Origin of the sequence: Sphingopyxis sp. (assembly GCF_036675685.1) — a bacterium.
Lineage (GTDB): Bacteria > Pseudomonadota > Alphaproteobacteria > Sphingomonadales > Sphingomonadaceae > Sphingopyxis.
The window spans coordinates 110308-131058 of the sequence record NZ_JAKFEM010000042.1 but is presented as its reverse complement, the minus strand read 5'-3'; the positions used below and the strand labels follow the sequence as shown (position 1 = coordinate 131058).

15 protein-coding genes and 1 pseudogene are annotated in these 20751 nt (G+C 65.4%); 4 read left to right on the top strand and 12 right to left on the bottom strand.

Annotation, left to right across the window (positions count from 1 at the left end; translation table 11 throughout):
• The 4 genes and pseudogenes from V6M50_RS16705 to V6M50_RS16690 all read right to left on the bottom strand — a co-directional run.
• Positions 1 to 92, bottom strand: a pseudogene (locus tag V6M50_RS16705) (transcription termination/antitermination protein NusG); the annotation flags it as partial.
• 33 nt (positions 93 to 125) lie between these two features.
• Positions 126 to 323: a preprotein translocase subunit SecE gene (gene secE / locus V6M50_RS16700; protein ID WP_332819707.1), complete on the bottom strand. Its 198-nt coding sequence runs from the start codon at positions 321 to 323 to the stop codon at positions 126 to 128.
• 192 nt (positions 324 to 515) lie between these two features.
• Positions 516 to 1835 (bottom strand): MFS transporter, encoded by a 1320-nt coding sequence (locus tag V6M50_RS16695; RefSeq protein WP_332819706.1) that lies wholly within the window; start codon positions 1833 to 1835, stop codon positions 516 to 518.
• Positions 1836 to 1922: 87 nt separating this feature from the next.
• On the bottom strand, positions 1923 to 2558 hold the full coding sequence (locus tag V6M50_RS16690; RefSeq protein WP_332819705.1) for a TetR/AcrR family transcriptional regulator: 636 nt from the start codon (positions 2556 to 2558) through the stop codon (positions 1923 to 1925).
• A gap of 111 nt (positions 2559 to 2669) precedes the next feature.
• On the opposite strand from V6M50_RS16690, the gene V6M50_RS16685 reads away from it, so the two are divergent.
• Genes V6M50_RS16685 through V6M50_RS16675 form a run of 3 tightly spaced genes read left to right on the top strand, consistent with a single transcriptional unit; the run spans position 2670 to position 8403 of the window.
• Positions 2670 to 3839, top strand: coding sequence for an efflux RND transporter periplasmic adaptor subunit (locus tag V6M50_RS16685; protein ID WP_332819704.1), 1170 nt, complete (start codon positions 2670 to 2672; stop codon positions 3837 to 3839).
• Positions 3840 to 3845: 6 nt separating this feature from the next.
• A complete protein-coding gene (locus V6M50_RS16680; protein ID WP_332819703.1) occupies positions 3846 to 7010 on the top strand; it encodes an efflux RND transporter permease subunit in 3165 nt (1054 codons plus the stop codon).
• Positions 7003 to 8403, top strand: coding sequence for an efflux transporter outer membrane subunit (locus V6M50_RS16675; RefSeq protein ID WP_332819702.1), 1401 nt, complete (start codon positions 7003 to 7005; stop codon positions 8401 to 8403). The genes V6M50_RS16680 and V6M50_RS16675 overlap by 8 nt, the downstream gene beginning before the upstream one ends.
• A 12-nt stretch (positions 8404 to 8415) precedes the next feature.
• On the opposite strand, the gene V6M50_RS16670 is transcribed toward V6M50_RS16675, so the two are convergent.
• On the bottom strand, positions 8416 to 9012 hold the full coding sequence (locus tag V6M50_RS16670) for an FMN-binding negative transcriptional regulator (RefSeq protein ID WP_332819701.1): 597 nt from the start codon (positions 9010 to 9012) through the stop codon (positions 8416 to 8418).
• Positions 9013 to 9163: 151 nt separating this feature from the next.
• Here V6M50_RS16670 and V6M50_RS16665 point away from each other — a divergent pair, with 151 nt between their 5' ends.
• Positions 9164 to 10282, top strand: coding sequence for a DNA alkylation repair protein (locus V6M50_RS16665; protein WP_332819700.1), 1119 nt, complete (start codon positions 9164 to 9166; stop codon positions 10280 to 10282).
• Here V6M50_RS16665 and V6M50_RS16660 read toward each other — a convergent pair.
• The 7 genes from V6M50_RS16660 to V6M50_RS16630 all read right to left on the bottom strand — a co-directional run bounded on the left by V6M50_RS16660 (position 10279) and on the right by V6M50_RS16630 (position 20679).
• Positions 10279 to 12318 (bottom strand): transglycosylase domain-containing protein, encoded by a 2040-nt coding sequence (locus V6M50_RS16660; protein ID WP_332819699.1) that lies wholly within the window; start codon positions 12316 to 12318, stop codon positions 10279 to 10281. The two genes, V6M50_RS16665 and V6M50_RS16660, sit on opposite strands and share 4 nt — an antisense overlap.
• Positions 12319 to 12387: 69 nt before the next feature.
• On the bottom strand, positions 12388 to 13578 hold the full coding sequence (locus V6M50_RS16655) for a dipeptidase (protein ID WP_332819698.1): 1191 nt from the start codon (positions 13576 to 13578) through the stop codon (positions 12388 to 12390).
• Positions 13575 to 15152 (bottom strand): serine hydrolase, encoded by a 1578-nt coding sequence (locus V6M50_RS16650; protein WP_332819697.1) that lies wholly within the window; start codon positions 15150 to 15152, stop codon positions 13575 to 13577. Before V6M50_RS16650 ends, V6M50_RS16655 begins: the two co-directional genes overlap by 4 nt.
• The gene (locus V6M50_RS16645; RefSeq protein ID WP_332819696.1) at positions 15149 to 16288 is read right to left on the bottom strand and encodes a YkvI family membrane protein; all 1140 of its coding nucleotides are present in this window, start codon (positions 16286 to 16288) and stop codon (positions 15149 to 15151) included. The genes V6M50_RS16650 and V6M50_RS16645 overlap by 4 nt, the downstream gene beginning before the upstream one ends.
• Positions 16285 to 17325, bottom strand: coding sequence for a DUF1611 domain-containing protein (locus V6M50_RS16640; protein WP_332819695.1), 1041 nt, complete (start codon positions 17323 to 17325; stop codon positions 16285 to 16287). The genes V6M50_RS16645 and V6M50_RS16640 overlap by 4 nt, the downstream gene beginning before the upstream one ends.
• Before the next feature lie 20 nt (positions 17326 to 17345).
• Entirely contained in the window at positions 17346 to 19532 is a 2187-nt protein-coding gene (locus V6M50_RS16635; protein ID WP_332819694.1) for a TonB-dependent receptor, read from the bottom strand.
• A 4-nt stretch (positions 19533 to 19536) separates the two neighbouring features.
• Positions 19537 to 20679, bottom strand: a complete 1143-nt coding sequence (locus V6M50_RS16630) for a dipeptidase (protein ID WP_332819693.1) — start codon at positions 20677 to 20679, stop codon at positions 19537 to 19539.
• Positions 20680 to 20751 lie beyond the last annotated feature (72 nt).

Below are 20751 nucleotides of genomic sequence, written 5' to 3'. Positions count from 1 at the left end.
GTGAGGCCCATGCGTTCGGCTTCGGAAAGCACCGAATCGCGAACCTTGTTCTCGAAACCCGAATAGGCGTGAATGATGTACCAGCGCGCCATGTGTATCCGTATCCTGTCCCTGTAACCGCGGCGTTAGCGCGCGAGCGACGTCAGCCAGCTGACGATCGCGTTGAAAACCGTGTCGACGCCGAAAAAGAACAGCGCGAGGATCGTCGTCATGATGATCACCATGATCGTCGTCTGCATCGTTTCACGGCCCGTGGGCCAAACGATCTTGCGGGCTTCGGCGCGCACCTGATTGATGAACTCAGCCGGGCTGGTCTTCGCCATATCGATCGTCCTGTCCTTTAACGCGTCTTGGTTCGAGCCAGATGGGTTGCCATGCCCTGCGCGTCAAGCGCGCTTTGGGCAATAGTCCGCCCACCCTCCCCGAGCATGTCGGCGAAAGGCGGAAGAAAACGGCGCATCTGTCCGAATGAAAGCGGCCTTTACTTGCGCGATGCGGCGATTGCAAGTGCGGGGTCAGGAACCGCGCGCCATCGCGCGCTGCATGAGAAGCAGCAGACCAACCATGACGACCCAGCTGATCGTCGGCTGGAGCGCGAACAGCAGATGCAGCTCGCGCGCCGCCGCCTTGCCATCTTGCGGATCGAAACCGACGAGGTCGAGCAGTATGTAGCTGACCGCGATGGCAGCGGCGACACCGAACTTCTGCATCAGGTTGAGCAGCGCGAAGAGGAAGGCCGATCGGCCCCGCCCGCAGCGCTCGGCATCGCGCGGGATCAGGTCGGCGAGCATCGAATAAGTGAAGAGCAGCCCGACAAAGCCCGTCCCGAGCATGAGCGAGAAACCCACCGCCTGCCCCAGCCCCTCGGGCTGCTGGAACAGCGTCGCGACGAGCAGGCTCGAAATCAGTAGCCCCATCGCCATCATCATCGGCGGCTTGCCGAAACGGCGCGCAAGGAAAGTCCAGATCGGCGAAGCGAGTGCCCCGCCGATAAAGCTCGCGAAGAGCAGCACCGCGCTCTGCGCATCGAGATCGAGCACCGCGGCGGCGAAGAACACGAAAAGCGAGGTCAGCGACCCGAAGGCAAAGCTGTTGAGGAACTGCACGCCGAGAAGCAGCATGAGTGGTCGGAAGGAAAGCGAAGCGCGGATCTCGTGCCGCCAGCCGATACCGGGTTCCGCCACCACCGCACGCGGCGGGACGCGCCGGATTGCAAAGAGCGCGATCGGCACCATGAGGAGGAAAAGGCTGGCATAAGCCATGATCCGCCCCTGCAGGCTGACTCCCGGAATCAGGAGCTGCGCCGCTGCGGGCGCGGCAAAGGCGAGAATCAGCGCGATCTTCGCGAACCAGTCGCGCATCCCATAGAGGAGTGCGCTGTCGGCGGGCGTGCGCACGAGCGCCGCGCCCCACGACAGCTGCGCGACCTCGTAAAGGCTGTAGCTCGAATAGAAGAATATCATCATCAGGAAGAGTGCGGCGAAAGGCAGCCGGTCGCCGACCGTCACCAGCGCAAGCAGCAGCAGCGACAAGGGCAGCAGCGCCTGCAGCATCCAGCGCCGATGCGCGCCCAGCCCGGGGCGGACGCGGTCGACTATCGTCCCGATCAGCGGATCGACGACGCCGTCCCATATCGTCGTGAGCGAGAAGAGCAGCCCGACCAGCGCCACCGAAATCACCCCGCCCTCGGCAATATAGGGCGGCAGATAGACGCTGAACGGCAGGCCGAGGATCACCGTCGGCCCCGCCGTCGCGGCATAGGCAGCCACCGTGCGCGGGCGCAATGCCGGGGTTTCGTCGGCCTGGGCGGCCGATGGCAGGACGGTACTGGCCAAGTCGCGAAGCTCCCGAAGCAGGAGGCGGCAAGCTTTCAGCTATTGACAGCCATGTCAACAGCTGCGGCCCTCGAACGACGAACGCGCCTAACGGATCTTGAAATGGGAAAGGAAAGGCTTGAGCCGCCAGTCGATCTGGTCAGGGTCAAGCCATTCGTCCTCGATCCCCATCAGCATGCTGAGCATCGAATCGCCGACGACGATATCGAAAAACAGGCGCGCGGCAGCCTCCGGGCGGTCAATGTCGGCTTTACCTGTTGCCGCCCATTCCGCGAACAGCTCGATCAACTCCTCCAGCGCGGGCACGTGCAGGTCGCGATAAATCTGCATTGCGAATTCGTGGTCGCGCAGGCTCTCGGATATCAACATGCGCATCAAGGCAACGGCGTGTGGCGATTCCATCAGCTCGCTTTGGCGATGCGCGTAGCTCTTCAGGATTTCGACGCTCGACAATCCCCGGGTCGCGTCGTCGTCGAGCGACCGCAGCATGGCTTCGTCGCACCAGCGAGTTGCGATCGCGCGGAGCAGCCCCTGCTTGTTGCCGAACAGTTCATAAAGCGTCGCGAGCGAGCCACCCGAACGCTTGACGATTTCGGCGAGACTGGTCCGCTCATACCCCTGCTCGAGAAACAGCGTCTCCGCCGCATCGAGAATGGCGCCCTGCCGCCGTTCGCGCGGCGATGACCTATCCATCTGACATAAAGTCGATTCCGACGTCTCCAATTGCAGCTCCTCTCCCTTGCTCTTTTTTGTAATTTAAATTACACGGCGTATCAGCGCAAGTCTTTGCGTATAGACATGTCCCGCACAACTGCGATTTTTTCAGGGGTCCATATGAGTCGCGCTCGTTCCTTTGCAAGCGCCAGCGCCGGCGCGCTGGCCCTGTTGCTGGCCTCCTGCTCGTCCGAAGCACCGCCCGCACCGCCGCCGCCCGAAGTCAACATCGTCACGATCCGCGTGCAAACGGTGCCGAATGTCATCGAGCTGCCGGGCCGCGTCCAAGCCTATCGCACCTCCGAAGTGCGCGCACGCGTCGACGGCATCGTCGAACGGCGGCTGTTCAACGAAGGCAGCTTCGTGCGCGCCGGGGCTTCGCTATTCCGGATCGATCCGCGCCAGCTGACCGCTACCTCCAACGCGGCGCGGGCGCAGCTGGCCCGCGCGCAGGCGACCGCGGCCAATGCCCGCCAGGTCGTCAACCGCTATCAGCCGCTGCTCGCCGACCAGGCGATCGGCAAGCAGGAATATGACGCGGCGGTCGCGCAGCAACGCACCGCGGAGGCCGATGTGGCGGCGGCGCAGGCCAATCTGGAATCGGCGCGGCTCAACCTCGGCTACACCACCGTCACCGCCCCCATTTCGGGCCGTGCGCGCCGCGCCGAGGTGACCGAGGGTGCGCTGGTCAGCGCCGGCGCCGGCACGCTGCTCACCACGATCGAACAGATCGACCGCGTCTATGTCAACTTCGGGCAGTCGAGTTCCGACCTGTTGAAAATCCGCCACGACATAGGGTCGGGCAAGGTAACCGCGCCCCAGCTCGAGCGCGTCGAGGTGCAACTGATCCTCGAGGATGGCAGCGCCTATCCGATCGTCGGCCGTCTCGACTTCCTCGACCTGTCGATCGACGAGGCAACGGGCACCGCTGCGCTGCGCGCGGAATTCCCCAACCCCGCCTCGGCGCTGCTCCCCGGCCAGTTCGTTCGCGCGCGCATCTTCGCGGGCAACCGGGCCGACGGCATCCTGATCCCGCAGCGGGCGGTCAAGCTCGCCGCCGACGCGGCCAGCGTGATGGTCCTCGATGCCAAGAATAATGCGACGCCGCGCCCGGTAAAGCTCGGCACCATGATCGCCGGCCAATGGGCCATCCTCGACGGATTGAAGCCCGGCGACCGGGTGATCGTCGACGGGCTGCAAAAAGTGCAGCCGGGCCAGCCCGTCCGCATCGCCCAGCCCAAGGGGTCCCAGTCCGCGCCGGCGACCAAAGCCGCGCCGGCGGAGCGCTGATCTGCCATGACCCCCCGCTTTTTCATCGATCGCCCCATTTTTTCGTGGGTCATCGCCATCGGCATCCTGTTGTCGGGCATCATCGCGCTGCGCAGCCTGCCGGTCGAGCAATATCCCTCGGTCGCACCGCCATCGCTGACGATCGGCGTCACCTATCCCGGCGCCGACGCCAAGACGCTCGAGCAGAATGTCACGCAGGTCATCGAGCAGGAGCTGAACGGGGTCGAGGGTTTCCTCTACATGGCCTCGACCAGCGAATCGAACGGCACTGCGTCGATCACTCTGACCTTCGAAGCCGGGACCGACATCGATAATGCGCAGATGGAGGTGCAGAACCGCCTCCGCCGCGTCGAACAGCGGCTTCCCGAGGATGTGCGCCGCCAGGGCATTTCGGTCACCGAGGCGAACTCGGGCTTCCTGCTGATCGTCGCGATCACCTCGAAGACCGCCGACACCCCGCCGATGGAGGTCAACAACTTCGCCAACACCCGCGTTCTCGACGAGCTCAGGCGCGTCGGCGGGGTCGGCAACGTCCAGGCCTTCTCCCCCGAATATGCGATGCGCATCTGGCTCGATCCGCAGAAGCTCGCCTCCTACAACCTCTCCGCCGCCGAAGCTCTGGGCGCGGTGCAGGAACAGAATAGCCAGACGCCGGGCGGCCAGCTCGGCGACCAGCCGATCGCCAAGGGCGCGCAGCTCAACGCCGTCATCACCACCCAGGGGCGCTTCACCACCCCCGAGCAGTTCGCGGGCATCATCCTGCGCGCCAATCCCGACGGGTCGGCGGTCACGCTCGGCGATGTCGGGCGCGTCGAGCTGGGCGCGGCGAGCTATCTTTTTTCATCCGAGCTCAACGGCAAATCGATGGCGGGCATGGCGGTCCAGCTGACTCCCGGCGCCAACGCGCTGTCGACCGCCGCCGGCATCCGCGAACGCATGGAGGAGCTGTCGAAGGGCTTCCCGCCCGACATCACCTGGTCGATCCCCTATGACACGACGCCCTTCGTCGAGCTGTCGATCGAAGAGGTGGTGAAGACGCTCGCCGAAGCGATGGTTCTCGTCTTCCTTGTCATGTTCCTGTTCCTTCAGAACTGGCGCGCGACGGTTATCCCGACGATCGTCGTTCCCATCGCGCTCGCCGGCGCGTGCCTTGGCCTGTGGATGTTCGGCTTTTCGATCAACGTGCTGACCCTGTTCGGCATGGTGCTGGCGATCGGCATCCTCGTCGACGACGCGATCGTCGTGATCGAGAATGTCGAGCGCATCATGAACGAGGAACATCTGCCGCCCTATGAAGCGACGGTGAAGGCGATGACGCAGATCACCAGTGCGATCATCGGCATCACGCTGGTGCTGATCGCGGTGTTCATCCCGATGGCCTTTTTCCCCGGATCGACCGGCGGCATCTATCGCCAATTCTCGATGACGCTCGCGATCTCGATCGCCTTCTCGGCGCTGCTCGCGCTTACGCTGACGCCCGCGCTGTGCGCGACGCTGCTGAAACCGCACGACGCGACCAAGCGCAGCGGCCCGTTCGGCGAGTTTTTCGATCGCTTTTTCGCCCGGTTCAACCGCTGGTTCGGCCGCACGACCGACCGCTATCAGGGCGGCGTGGGCAAGATGCTGTCGTCGCCGCTCCGCTGGCTCGGCGTCTTCGTCGCGATGGTCGCGATCACGGCGCTGCTCTTCTTCCGCCTTCCCGGCTCCTTCCTGCCGCAGGAAGACCAGGGTTATCTGATCACCGTCATCCAGGCGCCCCCCGGCGCGACGACCCAGCGCACCAACGAAGCGACCAAGCAGGTCAAGGCCTTCTTCGCCGAACAGCCGCAGGTCGCCAACGTCGTGCTCGTCAACGGCTTCAGCTTTTTCGGGCAGGGCCAGGCGAACGCGATCATGTTCACGCCGCTCAAGCCATGGAAAGACCGGCCGGGCAAGGAAAACAGCGCCGACGCGATCGCGGGGAAGGCGATGGGCACCTTTGGAAACATCAAGGAAGCCTTTGCCTTCTCGCTGAGCCCGCCGTCGATCCCCGAACTCGGCACGTCGAGCGGCTTTACCTTCAAGCTGCAGGACCGCGGCGGCAACGGGCGCGAGGCGCTGATCGGCGCGCGCAACCAGATGCTCGGCGGCGCGATGCAGAGCAAGCTGCTCGCCAATGTCCGCCCCGAAGGCCAGGAGGACGCGCCGGTGCTGAAGGTCGACATCGACCGGATCCAGGCGCGCGCGCTCGGCCTTTCGATCGGCGACGTCAACGCGACGCTCGCGATCAGTTTCGGCAGCGCCTACGCCAATGACTTCACGCGCGAAGGCAGGGTGCTGCGTGTGCTGCTCCAGGCCGACGCCGCCAGCCGGATGACCCCGCAGGATGTGCTCGACCTTCGCGTCCGCAGTGCGGCGGGCGACATGGTGCCCTTCGGATCGTTCAGCACCGCCGAATGGTCCGCCGAAGCGCCGCAGCTCCAGCGCTATAACGGCTATCCCGCGATGACGATCTCGGGCGAACCCGCGCCGGGCCAGTCGACCGGCGAAGCGATGGCCGAGATGGAGCGGCTGGCCGAGACGCTGCCCGCTGGATTCTCCTTCGAATGGACCGGCATCTCCTATGAGGAAAAGCAGTCGGCGGGCCAGATCGGCATGCTGCTCGGCCTGTCGCTTGTCGTCGTTTTCCTGCTGCTCGCGGCGCTGTACGAAAGCTGGTCGGTGCCGGTCTCGGTGCTGCTGGTGGTGCCGCTGGGTGTGCTCGGCGCGGTGCTCTTCTCGATGCTGCGCGGGCTGTCGGCCGACATCTATTTCAACGTCGGCCTGATCACGATCATCGGGCTGGCCGCGAAGAACGCGATCCTGATCGTCGAATTCGCGATCGAACAGGAAGCCGAAGGCAAATCGACGATGGACGCGGTGATGGAAGCGGTGAAGCTTCGCCTGCGCCCGATCATCATGACCAGCCTCGCCTTCATCCTCGGCATGGTGCCGCTCGTCATCGCGAGCGGGGCCGGCGCGGCGAGCCGGATCGCGGTCGGGTCGGGCGTGATGGGTGGCATGATCGCCGCGACGCTGCTTGGCGTCTTCTTCATCCCGCTCTTCTACCTGTCGGTGCGCAAATGGATCAGCCGCAAGCGGCCCCCCGCGCCCTCAGAAAAAGGCCATCATGAGGAGCCCGACCATGCGTAATTTGATCGCGCTGCTCGCGGCGACCGCGCTTGCCGGATGCGTCAACATGGCCCCGCCGCACGAGCGGCCGCCGCTGGCCACCGCGCCCGACTATCCGGCGGAATTTGTGGGCGACGTCACGCTGGGGCAGCGGGCCACCGAGGTTTCGTGGCAGGATTTCTTTGCCGACCCGCAGCTCGAGGCACTGATCGCGCAGGCGACCCTGCGCAACCGCGACCTCGCCGTCGCGATCGCGCAGATCGAGGAAGCGCGCGGGCTGTATCGGATCCAGGACGCCGACCGGCTGCCGACGGTGGGCGCGAGCGCCGGTGCGACGCGCAGCCGCGGACCGTCGCTCACCGGTCCCGGAACCGATACGACAAACCGCTACTCGGTCGGGGTCGGGGTGACCTCGTTCGAGCTCGATTTCTGGGGGCGCGTCAAGAATCTGTCCGAAGCCGCACGCAGCCAGTATCTCGCGACCGAGCAGGCCGAACGCGCCTTCCGCCTTGCGCTGGTTCGCGACGTCGCCTCGACCTATTTTGCGGCGCGCGGCGCCGAGGAACAGATCGCGCTCGCCGAAGCGACGGTGACGAGCCGCAAGGAAGGGCTGCGCATCGCAAAGCGCCGGCTCGATGCCGGCGTGACGTCGGCGCTCGATTACCGGCAGTCCGAAACGCTGCTGACGCAAGCCGAGACGCAGCTTGCCAGCCTGAAACTCACCAAGGCGCAGAGCGAAAACTTCCTCGCGGTGCTGACCGGCGGCCCCGTGACCGGACCCCTGCCCGCGCCCTTGCCGCTTGTCGCGCAGGGACAGTCGCCGACGCTGACCGCGGGGCTGCCGTCCGACCTGCTCGTCGCACGCCCCGATATTCTCGCGGCCGAAGAGCGGCTGCGCGCTGCGCGCGCCAATATCGGTGCCGCGCGCGCCGCCTTCTTTCCCTCGATTTCGCTGACGGGGAACCTCGGCTTTGCGTCGGGCTCGCTCGACAATCTGTTCAGCAACAACGGGCTCACCTGGAGTTTCGGCCCGACGATCAGCCTACCGATTTTCGATTTCGGCCGGAACAAGGGCAACCTCACCGTTGCCGAGGCGCGCGAGAATATCGCCGTCGCGACCTACGAACGTACCGTCCAGGGCGCATTCCGCGAAGTCGCCGACGCGCTCGCCGGGCGCCGCTACCTCGCCGAACAGGTCGAGGCGCAGGAACGCGGCACGCTCGCGACGCGCCAGATCGCCGACCTCGCGCGCAAACGATACAGGGAGGGTGTTTCGACCTATCTCGAAGTGCTCGATGCCGAACGCAATTTGTTCGCCGCCGAACAGACGCTCATCGAACTCCGCCGCGCGCAGGTCGACAATCTGGTGACGCTCTATGTCGCGCTGGGCGGCGGGCTCGTCGAACGGCGTTGAGCGGCGCGGCGATCAACGTCCCGCGTTGAAACGCCGCATCCACGCCGCCATCGACCCGCCGGGCAGCGCGTCGAGGATGGTGTGGAGCGTGTCCGGCCGCTCGTCCTGCCCCAGCTTGAACTTGCCTGACAGGCTCTTCACCCGCGCGCGAAAACCGATGATGTGCGGCTTCATCGACTCGTATCGCGGCCCCAGTTCGTCGATACTCCAGGGCTGCGCCCGCCCGCTCTCCATCGCATCGATCAACTGCGTCAGCGCATATTCGGTGAGCGCGTCGTCGAAGATGATTTCAGCGCCGATCTGGACCTGCGCATAATTCCACGTCGGAGCCCAGTCGCGGCGCCCGGCATGTTCGGGGCTGACATAGGCGTCGGGTCCGCGGAACAGTATGGTCGCGGCGGAATCTTTCGCCAGCGATGCGTGAAGCGGGTTGGACCGCATCAGATGGCCGATCAGCTCAACCAGCCGTCCCTCCCCGTCGAACACGCCGATCAGCGGGAGCAGGCTGGCATCCATCGCCGCGCCCGATCCGGCGCACACCCACGCGAGCGGATATTGCTCGACCAATGCACGGACGTCGTCGTTACCGAACTGATCGAACAGCGCCACTATCTTCTCCGCTTTTGATTGCTGTCATCACCGCTCAGCACCCGTTGCATCGATCCCGCGCGCGCGATAGGCTTAACGCCATAATGCGGCCCAATGTGCCAAAAAATTGGCCCAATGCTGCGTCCGCGGCAAGTCAGCCCCGGATGAAAACATGGCAATGACGAACGAAACCGCCGCCCCAGCCCTGCTCAAGGACATCCTCGGCCCAGAAGCGCTGGCAACGATCGCCGATGCCGGCGCGGCGACATCGCCGCGTTTCGATCGCCCCGCCTTCCTGTCCGCCGCGTCGGACGGGCTGGGCGCGCTGTCGATCATGGAGCGCGTGCGCCACATCGCCGACGCGCTTCATGCCGCACTGTCCGGCGACTATGCCGACGCGCTCGACATCCTGCGGGCGATGGCGCCGCGGCTGACCCACGGGTTTCAGGCAATCGCGATCACCGAATATGTCGCGCGATATGGGCAGGATGATTTCGACCGGTCGATGGCGGCGCTCGCCGACCTGACGCGCTTTGGTTCGGCCGAGTTCGCGATCCGCCCCTTCCTCGCGCGCGATACCGGCCGCGCGCTCGCCATAATGACGCGCTGGGCGAGCAGCGAGGACGAACATGTCCGCCGGCTTGCGAGCGAAGGCGGGCGGCCGCGCCTGCCGTGGGCGGCGCGCGTTCCGGCGCTGCAGGACGACCCGACGCTCGCGGCACCGATCCTCGAGACGCTCAAGGCCGATCCCAGCCTCTATGTCCGCAAATCGGTCGCGAACCATCTCAACGACATCGCCAAGGACCGCCCCGACTGGCTGCTCACCCGCCTCGCCAAATGGCCGCAGGACGATCCGCATACCGCCTGGATCATCCGCCATGCGCTGCGCACACTGATCAAAAAGGGCGAGCCGCGCGCGCTGGCGCTGATCGGAGTCGCCCATGGCGCCGCGGTCGCCATCGACCATTTTTCGGTCGAGCCGCGGGCGATCCGCCTCGGCGACCGGATCCTGATCGCCGTCGACATCACCTCCACCTCAGCCGAGGATCAGCGGCTGGTCGTCGACTACCGCATTCACTACGCACGCGCCGGCGGCAAAACCGCGGCCAAGGTCTTCAAGCTCAAGACGTTCGAGCTTGTCGCGGGCGACACCGCCAAGCTTGGAATCAGGCAGGCGATCCAGGATTTCAGCACGCGCCGTCACCATCCGGGGCGCCACGATGTCGAACTGATCGTCAACGGAAAGACGATGGCAATGGCCGCCTTCGACATCCTGTTCGATCCCCGCTAATTCTCTTGCGGAGGCGGTGGTTCGGGCTCGACCTCGGGTGCGGCCTGCCTGTCCTGGATCGGCAGGCGCAAGTCGATCCGGCTTCCGTTGATTTCGGTCGTGATCACGGCGTCGCCGTCCTCGATGCCGACGCGCGTCTTTTCGCCGATCGGAATGGCGTCAATATCGGGAACGTCCTGCGGCTCGACGGGGCCTTGCGGGTTGGTCGTCCGGGCCGGGCGCTTCTTCTGTCCCGACGCCTCGGCCATGAAATCGCGCCAGATCCGCGCGGGGAGCCCGCCCCCCGATACGCCCTGCAGCGGCGTGTTGTCGTCGTTGCCGATCCATACACCGACGACCAGGCCGTTCGCATAGCCGACGAACAGCGCGTCGCGATTGTCCTGGCTGGTGCCGGTCTTGCCGAAATTCGCTTGCGGAAGCCGCGCGGCGCGGCCGGTGCCGCGGTTGACCGCGGCGCGCAGCATCTGTTCGATATACTCATGCTCGTCGGACCCGAAGCTACTGGGCCCCGAGACGAGGGTTTCGAACCAGCCCCTTTCCTCGCCCTTGAAGGCGCGCGGTTCGACCGGATAGCTGTTTGCCGCGACCGCGGCATAGGCAGCCGTCAGCTCGAGCAGCGTCATGCTCGACGTGCCGAGCGCAAGGCTGGGATCGCCCTTCGCCAGCGGCGCGGTGACGCCAAGGTCGCGCGCCATATCGATCACCTTTTCGTCGCCGACCTGGCGAAGCAGCCGCACCGCAGCGACATTGCTCGACGATGCGAAGGCATCCTCGAGCGTGATCGATTTCGAATAGGCGCCGCCCGCGTTTTTCGGCCGGTACGATCCCGATTCGATCGGGTTGTTGTCGACGACGTCGTCGGGTTCCCAGCCGTCGCGCAGCGCCGCGAGATAGACGAACAGCTTGAAGGTCGAACCCGGTTGCCGCCGCGCCTGCGTCGCGCGGTTGAAGGGCGAGGCCGCATAGTCCTTGCCCCCGATCATCGCGACGACTTCGCCGTCGGGGCGCATCGCGACGAGCGCGACCTGCGCCTTGCCGAGCCCGGCGCGACCGGTGACGCGCCGCGCCACCGCCTGTAATCGCGCGTCGAGCGTCGTGGTGATCGTCTGGCGCGAATAGCCGACGTCGCTCAATTTTCGCGCCTCGGGCAGCGCCCAGTCGGCAAAATAGGTGCCGGTAGGCAGCGTGTTGCGTGTGCGGACGTCGATGCGCGGGGTGCGGATGGTCTTGGCCTCACGCTCGGTCAGATACCCCGTGTCGACCATCGCATTGACCACCAGCCGCATCCGCTTTTCGGCAAGGTCGGGATTGCGCGTCGGCGCGAGGCGCGAGGGCGCCTGCACCAGCCCGGCGAGCATCGCCGCCTGCGCCGGAGTCAGCTTCTCGGGCTGGCGGTAGAAATAGTGTAGCGACGCGGCGCGCAGGCCATAGGTATTGTCGCCGAAATAGGCGTTCGAGAGATAGCGTTCGAGGATCTCGTCCTTGGTCAGCCACGCCTCGAGCCAGAAGGCGATCAGCGCCTCGCGCGCCTTGCGCCCGAGCGTGCGTTTGGGGGTGAGGAAGGTGAATTTAGCGAGCTGCTGGGTGATCGTGCTGCCGCCTTGCGTGCGCCCACCGGTCAAATTGCTCCACACCGCACGCGCGACGCTGCGCGGATCGACGCCCCAGTGGCTGTAGAAACGCCGGTCCTCGATCGCGAGGAAGGCGCCGGTCACATGCTTCGGCAGCTCCTTCGCCTTCACCGGCGTATCGACGATCGCGCCGATCCGCGCGATCGGCGTGCCGTCGGACGCGAGCAGGGTGATCTGCGGCGGTGCAATCGGTTCGAGCGATTTCGACAGCGGCGCGGTGATCGCCAGCCAGCCGACGATCAGGACGAAGGTCAGGAAAAAGATAGTGAGGCCGCGCGAAACCCGGCGCAGCCATTTGCGCCGGCGCGTTTCGGGAACGACAGGCGCCGGCGCATCGGCAAAGGATTCGCCCGGCATCGCGGCGAGTGCGGGATCGGGTGTGTCGGGTTTACGGAACCAGTTCATGCTCAGCGGCCGTATTACAACCGCAACACAGCATAAGCAAATGCCTTGTTCGGGTCCGCTCCGCCCGGCCTAGCGGCCGCCGTCCTTCCCCTGCGCCGCGACGACGCGCAAGATATTGCCGCTCCACATCTTCTCGATATCGGCGTCCGAATAACCCGCGGCCTTCAGCCGTTCGGTGACCTTGGGCAGCGCCGAAATATCCTCGATCCCGGCAAGGCCGCCGCCGCCGTCCCAATCGGCGCCGAAGCAGATATGATCGACCCCGCCGATCTCGATCGCGCGCAGCACCATTTTTATATAGGCCTCGAAATCGGCCGCCCACATCGGCTCGCGCTTGTCGAGTTCGCGCCACTTGCGGGTGAGATCGGCCTGTTCGGCCGGCGTCAGCTCGCCGGCATGTTCATATTTCCCGAACAGTTCGGCGCGTTCGGGCGACATATTCATTTCGGACATGAAGATGGTCGAGATGCACATCGCGCCGCCCTTCGCCGCCAGTGTTTTCAGCCGTCCTTCGTCGAGGTTGCGCGGATGGTCGTGCGCCGAGCGCAGACTCGAGTGCGAGAGCAGGATCGGATATTTCGACAGCGCAAGCAGCTGGTCGAAAGTCGCGTCCGAGGAGTGGCTCGCGTCGATCACGATGCCGAGCCGGTTCATTTCGGCGACCCATTGCTTGCCGAGCGGGCTCAGCCCGTTCCAGCGCGGTTTGTCGGTCGCGCTGTCGGCGAACTGGTTGTTCTTCGAATGCACCGGCCCCGCGAGCCGCAGGCCCTTTTTGTAGAATTCGCCGAGCAGCGACAGATCCTCGCCGAGCGGATAGCTGTTCTCCATCGACTTGAACGCAATCAGCTTGCCCGCCTTGTCCAGCCGCCGCGCATCGTCGGCGGTCAGCGCGGGACCGATCGCATCAGCGTGCGCCGCCATCGTCCGGTCGATCAGGTCCGACCGCTTCCGCGCATGCGCCAGCGCCGCGGCATAGCCCTGCGGCGTGAGCGGCCCCTGGTCGGTATAGATGGCGAAGAAGCCGCCATCGAGATTGCCGTCCTTCATCCGCGGGATGTCGAGCTGCGACAGGTCATCGGCGAGCGCGTGGCGGTCGGCGAAACTCCACCCCTGCCGCTCGAAATGCAGCGGCGTGTCGAGATGCGTGTCGAGGACGAGCATCCGGCTGTGGAGCGGCGCTTCGGGTTCCTTCGGCTTATCACCGCCCGCCGAACAGGCGGATAGCGCCGTCGCGGCCAGCAGGGCGGCGATGCGCTTCACTTCTTGTCCTCCACCGGCTTCAGGTCGAGGTCGTGATAATCCCAGCTGAAGTCGGCGATCTGGCTCACCGCCTTCATCGTTACGCCCGTCACCTTGCCGTCGGCGTCGAGCGCGAAGGTCACATAGGCGGGTTCGATCGCCGGATCGTCGAAGTCGGTGACGAAGCTGTCATATTGCCAATGCTTGAGCCGTCCCGCCATCCGCGGGGTCGAGGTGAAATCGATCGTCAGCCCCTTCGCCGCCGATCCGATCACGACGTCGCCATACCAGGGATCGCGGTAGCGCCCGGTATAGCCCGCGAGCGCGAGCGACGGTCCCGATTTCACCGGCGACGCTTTCGATTGTTTCAAGAACGCCTCGCCGCCCGCGAGCCGCTCCTCGAACCAGCTCTGCCATTTGGTCGTCCAGCCGTAATCGGGCTGGTCCAGATAATGATCGAGCAGGTCGAAAGTCAGACCGAGGATCATCCCGCTGTCCTCGCTGTTCATCATGATCGCAAAACCGACATTTTTGTCGGGGATCATCACGACGCGGGTGATCGAGCCGAAGACGCCGCCGCTGTGCTGGACGATGCGGTGGCCGCGATAATCCTGCACCTGCCAGCCGAGCGCATAGGCCTGCTGCATCGGCTGTGCGGGTTTGAGGCTGTCGGGCAGCGGGGTGATCGGCATCGGCGTGACCGGCGCCCACATTTCGGTCGCCTGCGCCTCACTGAACAACCGCTTCCCGTTCGGGAGCGCGCCGTGCGCGAGCTGGATCTTGAGCCACGCCGCCATGTCGTCGGCGCTGAGCGCGAGCCCGCCCGCGGGCGCGCCGTTGCGGCCAAGCTCGTCGCGTTCGTCGAGCGCCGCCTGCGGGCCGAGGCCGCGCAGCGATCCCGACAGGCGCGCATGCGGCCATGAGCGATTGGGAATGCGGAAGCGGTCTTCGCTGTCGCTGGTGGCGTTTTTCATCCCGCCGGCGCGCAGTACGCGCGTCCGCATGAAGGCTTCCCATGTCTGCCCGGTGACTTCCTCGATCAGCTGGCCGGCGACCGCATAGAGGATATTGTCATAGGCATAGGCCGAGCGGAAACTCGTCTTCGGCTTGAGGTAGGCGACGCGCTCGACGGTCTGTTTGCGGGTCAAATGTGTGCGCGGCACGAACATCAAATCGCCCTGCCCCAGCCCGAGTCCGCTGCGATGCACGAGCAGGTCGCGGATCGTGATCTCGCGCGTCACCCACGCGTCATACATGCGGAACCACGGCATATGCTTGATCACCGGATCGTCCCACGCGATCTTGCCCTCGTCGACGAGGATCGCGAGCGCCGCCGCGGTCATCGCCTTGCCGGTCGATCCGGTCTGGAAGATCGTTTGCGCGTCGACCGGCGCACGCTCGCCGATCTTGCGTACACCCCAGCCGCGCGAGAGTGTCGTCTTGCCATCCTCGACGATCGCGATCGATACGCCGGCGGCGCCGACCTTCTTGCGCAGCGCCTCGACGCTTTCGCCGATATTGGCAGGCGGTTCGGCCCAGGCAGGCGCGGCCACCGAAAGCATCAACGACAGGGCGATCAGACGAGCGGCTTTCATGGCACGGACTCCATTTGCGGAAGCGAGGGACGGCGAAGCAGGTGCCAGACACCGATGGTCAGCAGCGGCGCGACGAAGACGATCAGGAACAGCCAGGCGAGGAAGCGGTATCCGCTGGCGATCAGGTCGACGAGGCCGATGCGCGCCGCGACGAACATGCAGCCCGTCAGGATCACCGCGCCGATGATGGCGCGCCCGCCGGGCGTCAGCGCCGGCCGGCCGCGGCTTTCGATCGCGCCCGAAATCCGCTCGTTGATCGCATGCACCGACCCGGCGCCGCTTTCGAGGAGCGCGGCGAAGATCATCACCTGAAAGAGGACATGGAAGCCCGGCACCGTCATCTGACGCAGCAGGAAGTCCGACGGCAGCGTCTCGGCGCCGATCGCGGGGTAGAAGGCCATCATCGCGACGAAGAAGAGGATCGCGGGCAGCATCGACAGCGGCCCCGCGATCAGCCCGGCGACCACCGCGTCGCGCTGGCTGGTCAGATGGCGCAGCACCGGCAGGATCACCACGGCACCAACGATATTGTAACTCGCATAGGTCAGCCCGCCCGCCATCCAGTTGCCCGACGGCGGCGGCGCATCGGCAAAGCCCCGCCCGATCAGCCCGCCGAAGCTCGCGAGCGCGAGGACAAGGAAAAGCCCGTAAACGGCATAGAGCAGGATCGAGACGTATTTGAACATCCGCTCGACCGCGCCCGTGCCCCATGCAATCACCGCGACAATCGCGACCGCGAGCAACACCGACCCAAGCGCCTCAGGCCAGCCGAAGGTCGCGGCACCGATCGCGCCTGCTGCGGCGCCAAACACCGCAAGGATCAGAATGACAAAGATGATGTACGCGACCTCGAACGCGACCCAGGCAGGGCCGAGAAGCCCCTTGAAAAAGCCGCGATAATCATAGGCTCCAAGCGAGCGCGCGAGCGCGAAGGTCAGCGCCGCTACGACGCTCCAGACAAGCGTCGCGAGCAGCATCGCGGCGAGCCCGCCCCACGGCCCCGCGGGAACAAAATATTCGGCGAGCTCGCGCCCCGTCGCATATCCGCCGCCGATAATGACGGCCTTCAGCGCAAACCCGGGCAGCAGGAAGCGCTGGAACCAGCTCGACCTGCCGCCCGTCTCGCCCACACTCACGCGAGAATATTTTCGACGAGCGCGTCGAACGCCGCGCCGCCGCGGATCGGATCGGCGACGGGAAGGCCAAGCCGCTGCCGTTCGGCGGCCATCAAGGCTTCGGCCGCGTCGGCATCGTAGGCCGACGTGTTGAGGCTGACGCCGCCGCAGCGGATCGCCGGATTGGTGCGGCTGCCGAGGCGGATCGTCAGGTCGATGACCTCCTCGATCGAAGGCAGAGCGAAACTTTCCATGCCGAGGATCACCTTGCGCGTCGGGTCGTGGCAGACGACGAAGACATCGGGCTGGCTGCCATGAAGCAGCCCCAGCGACACCGCGGCATAGGCGGGGTTGAAGATCGACCCCTGCCCTTCGATCAGATCCCAATGATGATCGGGCGCGTCGGGGCTCAATATCTCCGCGGCCCCCGCCTCGAAATCCGAAACCACCGCGTCCATCGGCATGCCGCCCCCCGCGATCATGATGCCCGTCTGGCCGGTCGCGCGAAAATCGGCGTCGATGCCGCGTTCGACGAACGCGCGATGCAGCGCGAGCGCGGTATATTTCTTGCCGAGCGCGCAATCGGTCCCGACGGTGAGCAGCCGTTTGCCGCTGCGCTTGCGGCCATTGCCGATCGGGATCGACGGCGGCGGGGTGCGCACGTCGATCAGCCGCTGCCCGGTACGCTTCGCCGCCTCGGCCAGCACGGGCAGGCTCGCCAGCCGGACGTGGAGCCCGCTGACGATGTCGAGCCCGGCCTCCATCGCCTCGACCAGCGCGGCGATCCAGCTGTCGCCGATCACCCCGCCCTGGTTCGCGACCCCGATCACCAGCGACCGTGCCCCAGCCGCCCGCGCTTCGGCGGGCGACAGGCGCGGCAGGCCGGTGGTGACGGTGCAGCCCGTGATCGCGAGCTCGCCGACGCAGCGGTCGGCCGCCCAGTCGGCGAGACCGAAGGCGGTCTTGGCATAGCCCGCCTCGGTCGTGTCGCCGAGGAACAGCAGATAGGGTTGCGGCAGGGTCAGGCTGTCAGCCAGCCTGCCGATGGGCGCGTTCATCGTTTCCAACTCCAATCCGCTCAAAAGGCCATGTCGAGCGCGACGCCGATAGTCCGTGGCTGCAACGGCGAAATCGCAAGGAAGCTCGGGCGGTTGAGTCCGTCGGCCATCGTCGACCGCGCCATCTCGCCCTTGTTGTCGAACAGGTTGCGGGCATAGGCGCGCACTGTCCAGTGATCGTTGAACGTGATCGAGGCGTTGAGGTCAACCGACGTGTAGGGTTTGGCGCGTGCGACGAGCGGGTCGCTCTCGACCAGCGAAAGCCGGCTGCTGGCGTGACGGACGCCGGCGCCGAAGCTGCCCTTGTTGCTGCTGCCGAGTTCGAACTCATAATCGGCGCGCAGCGCGCCGCTGAACTTCGGCACCGCGGGCAGGCGGTCGCCGTCGACGCCGCTGATGTCTGGCACATCCTCGCTGAGCACCGCGTCGGTGTAGCTGCCCGTCGCGCTGATCGTCAGGCCGGGCGCCGGGCGCAGCGCGAAGCTGCCCTCGATGCCCTTGCTCCTCGCCTTGCCGCCGTTCGCCCCGCCCGACACGCCGCCAAAGGAACGCACGACCTGAATGTCGGTCCAGTCCATCAAGAAGAGCGCGACATCGACCGAGACCATGCGATCAGCGAAATCGGCCTTCAGCCCGACCTCATAGTTTTTCATCCGGTCGGCATCGACCGTCGGCGGCACATTGGGAACGATGACGTTCGGGCCGCCGGGCCGATAGCCGGTGGCGAGACGCGCATAGAGCATCGCATCCTCATTGATGTGGAACTGCGGACTGATCGAATAGGTGAAGACATCCTCCGACGATTTGCCGGGATCATCGGCCTGCGGCACGATCGCGCCCGAGCTGATCTGGCGGAAGGTCTGGTCGTTGCGTGCCCAGCGCAGCCCGCCGGTGATTTCGAACTGCTCGCTCAATTTGAAGGTCGCGTTACCGAAGACCGCATATTCCTTGTAGGTCGCGGGCAGGCCGACGGTCGCGAGCGGATCGAGCGGTGCGATCGGATTGCCCGCCATATCGAACGAGCGGACAAGCTGCGAATTGCTCGTCTTCTCATCGGTGAAGAAGCCGCCGATCAGCCATTCGAAACGCCCGCCGCTCGGCGAGGCGAGACGCACCTCCTGCGTCCATTTCTTGAGGCCGAGATCGAGCGCGAAAGGCGTGATGCCCGGCGGAATCGCGCCGCCGGTGAGCAGCGGGAAGAGCACGCCAAAGGCATAGCTCGCGTCCTGCACCTGCGCGCTCTGCGTCTTGCTGTAGGTCGTCGCCGAGGTCAGCGTCGCGGCGCCGAAATCATAGTCGATCGTCGCCGAATAATAGTCGAGATCGACGTCGAAAGATTCGGGGACATAATTATTGTACGAGCGCCCATCGCCGAGCCGCTTGCCGGTGAGGTCGGCGGCATAAAGACCATTGCCTTCGGAATCGAGCGACTGCCAGATCGCGGCAAGCTTCACGCTGAGTTCGGGCGTCGGCGTCCACAACAGCGCGACGCGGCCGCCGCGCTGCTCATAGTCGTTCTGGTCTTTCAGCGCAGCATTGTTGACGCTGTCGACCCAGCCCGGCGTGCTGCGCCACGCGAAACTGCCGCTGACCGCCAGCCTGTCCTCGACGATCGGCACATTGACCATCGCCTGCGCCCCCCAGCCGAGCCCGTCGCCGCCCTTGATCGCAAAGCCTTCGACCCCGGCGCGCACCTTGAATTCGCGGGTGTCGGGCTGGACGGTGACATATTTCACCAGACCGCCGATCGAGCTCGCGCCATAGAGCGTGCCCTGCGGCCCCTTCAGCACCTCGATCCGTTGAAGATCATAGGGCATGAGGTCGATTGTGAACGCCCCGGCGCGGTTGTAGATCGCGCTTGAGCCCACGGGCGCGTCGTCGAGATAGATGCCGACGGTCTGGCTGTTGTTGAGCGGCGCGACGCCGCGCAGCGTGATCGTCGTCTGCCCCGGCGTGCCGCTGTTGCTGACGTTCATGCCAGGAACGTAACCCGCATAGTCGACAAGCGAGGCCGAACCCTGTTCCTGCAGCTCCTCACCGCTGACGACGGCGATCGAGATCGGCACGTCCTGCACATTCTGCACGCGCTTTTGCGCGGTGACGACGATTTCGCCCGTCGCCTCGACGGCGACCGGTTCCTGCGCCTGCGCCGGCATAGCGGCCATCAATGCGGCGATGCTTCCCGTGATAAAGAGTCCCTGTTTCATTGCCTTACCCCCAGACTTGGGCGAGCAGGCGGCGGAAATTGCCACCGAGCACGGCCCGGATGTTTTCGTTGGAATAGCCGCGGCGGATCAGCTCCTCGGTCAGGTCAAAGACCTTGAGGGGGTGGTCAAAGCCGTCGATGTCGATCTTGTCGCGAAAGGCGTAGCTGCCCTTGTAGAGCCCCTTGAGCGCCGCATATTCGGCCGGGATCATGTCGTCATAGCCATGGAGATCGGCGTCGGAGCCGATGCCGACATGGTCGATCCCGACAAGCTTTGCGACATGGTCGATATGGTCGGCCATATGCCCGACGTTGGTCGGATCGGTCAGGCGGACGAACATGCGCACCCCGGTTATACCCATGACGCCGCCCTTCGCCGCGAGCACCTTGATCGCCGCGTCGGTCTTGACGCGCGGATGGTCGACCAGCGCGCGCGCGTTGCTGTGGGTGATCGCGATCGGTCCCTTGGCGATGGCGATGGCGTCGAGCGTCGTCTTGTCGCCGCAGTGCGAGACGTCGACGAGCATGCGCTGCTTTTCCATCTCGGCGATGATCGCAGCGCCATAATCGCTAACCCCGCCATCGACGCGTTCGGTGCTACCCGACCCGATCATATTCTGGCTGTTATAGGTGAGCTGCGCGCAGCGGAGGCCGAGGCGGCGGAACAGCGCGACATCCTCGATCTTCTCGAAATGCTCGGCATTCTGGATGCCCATGATGACCGCGCATTTCTTGTCGGCCTTGGCGCGATCGAGATCGGCGACGGTGTCGACGAGCGTGAAGACATGGCTGTTGCGCCCGGCAAAGCCCTGCCAGCCGGCGAGGAAGGCGAGCGCTTGGCTCTTCGCATCGGGTCCGCCGAGGCCATAGGCGTTGTGAAAGCCGGTGATGCCCGACGCTTGGAACTCGGCCGCTTCGGCGTCGGTCAGCCGATGCGCGACATAGTCCTCCGACATCGTGATCTTGAGCGGCGCGAGCATGTCGATCACCAGCGACGAAGCGACGAGATCGACCGCGCGGCGCGAATAGCTGCGCCCCGGCGCCGCGGCAAACGCATAGGCTCCCCGGTTCACCATCGGCGCGGACAAAGCGACCCCGACCGCGCCCGCGATGACCGCACGGCGCGTTATTGGGAATGACGCTGCCATTCCAGCCTCCCCTCTTATGTTGATTTCAATTTCAAGACTATTGTCCTAATTAGAAAATTGTCAACCCATTTA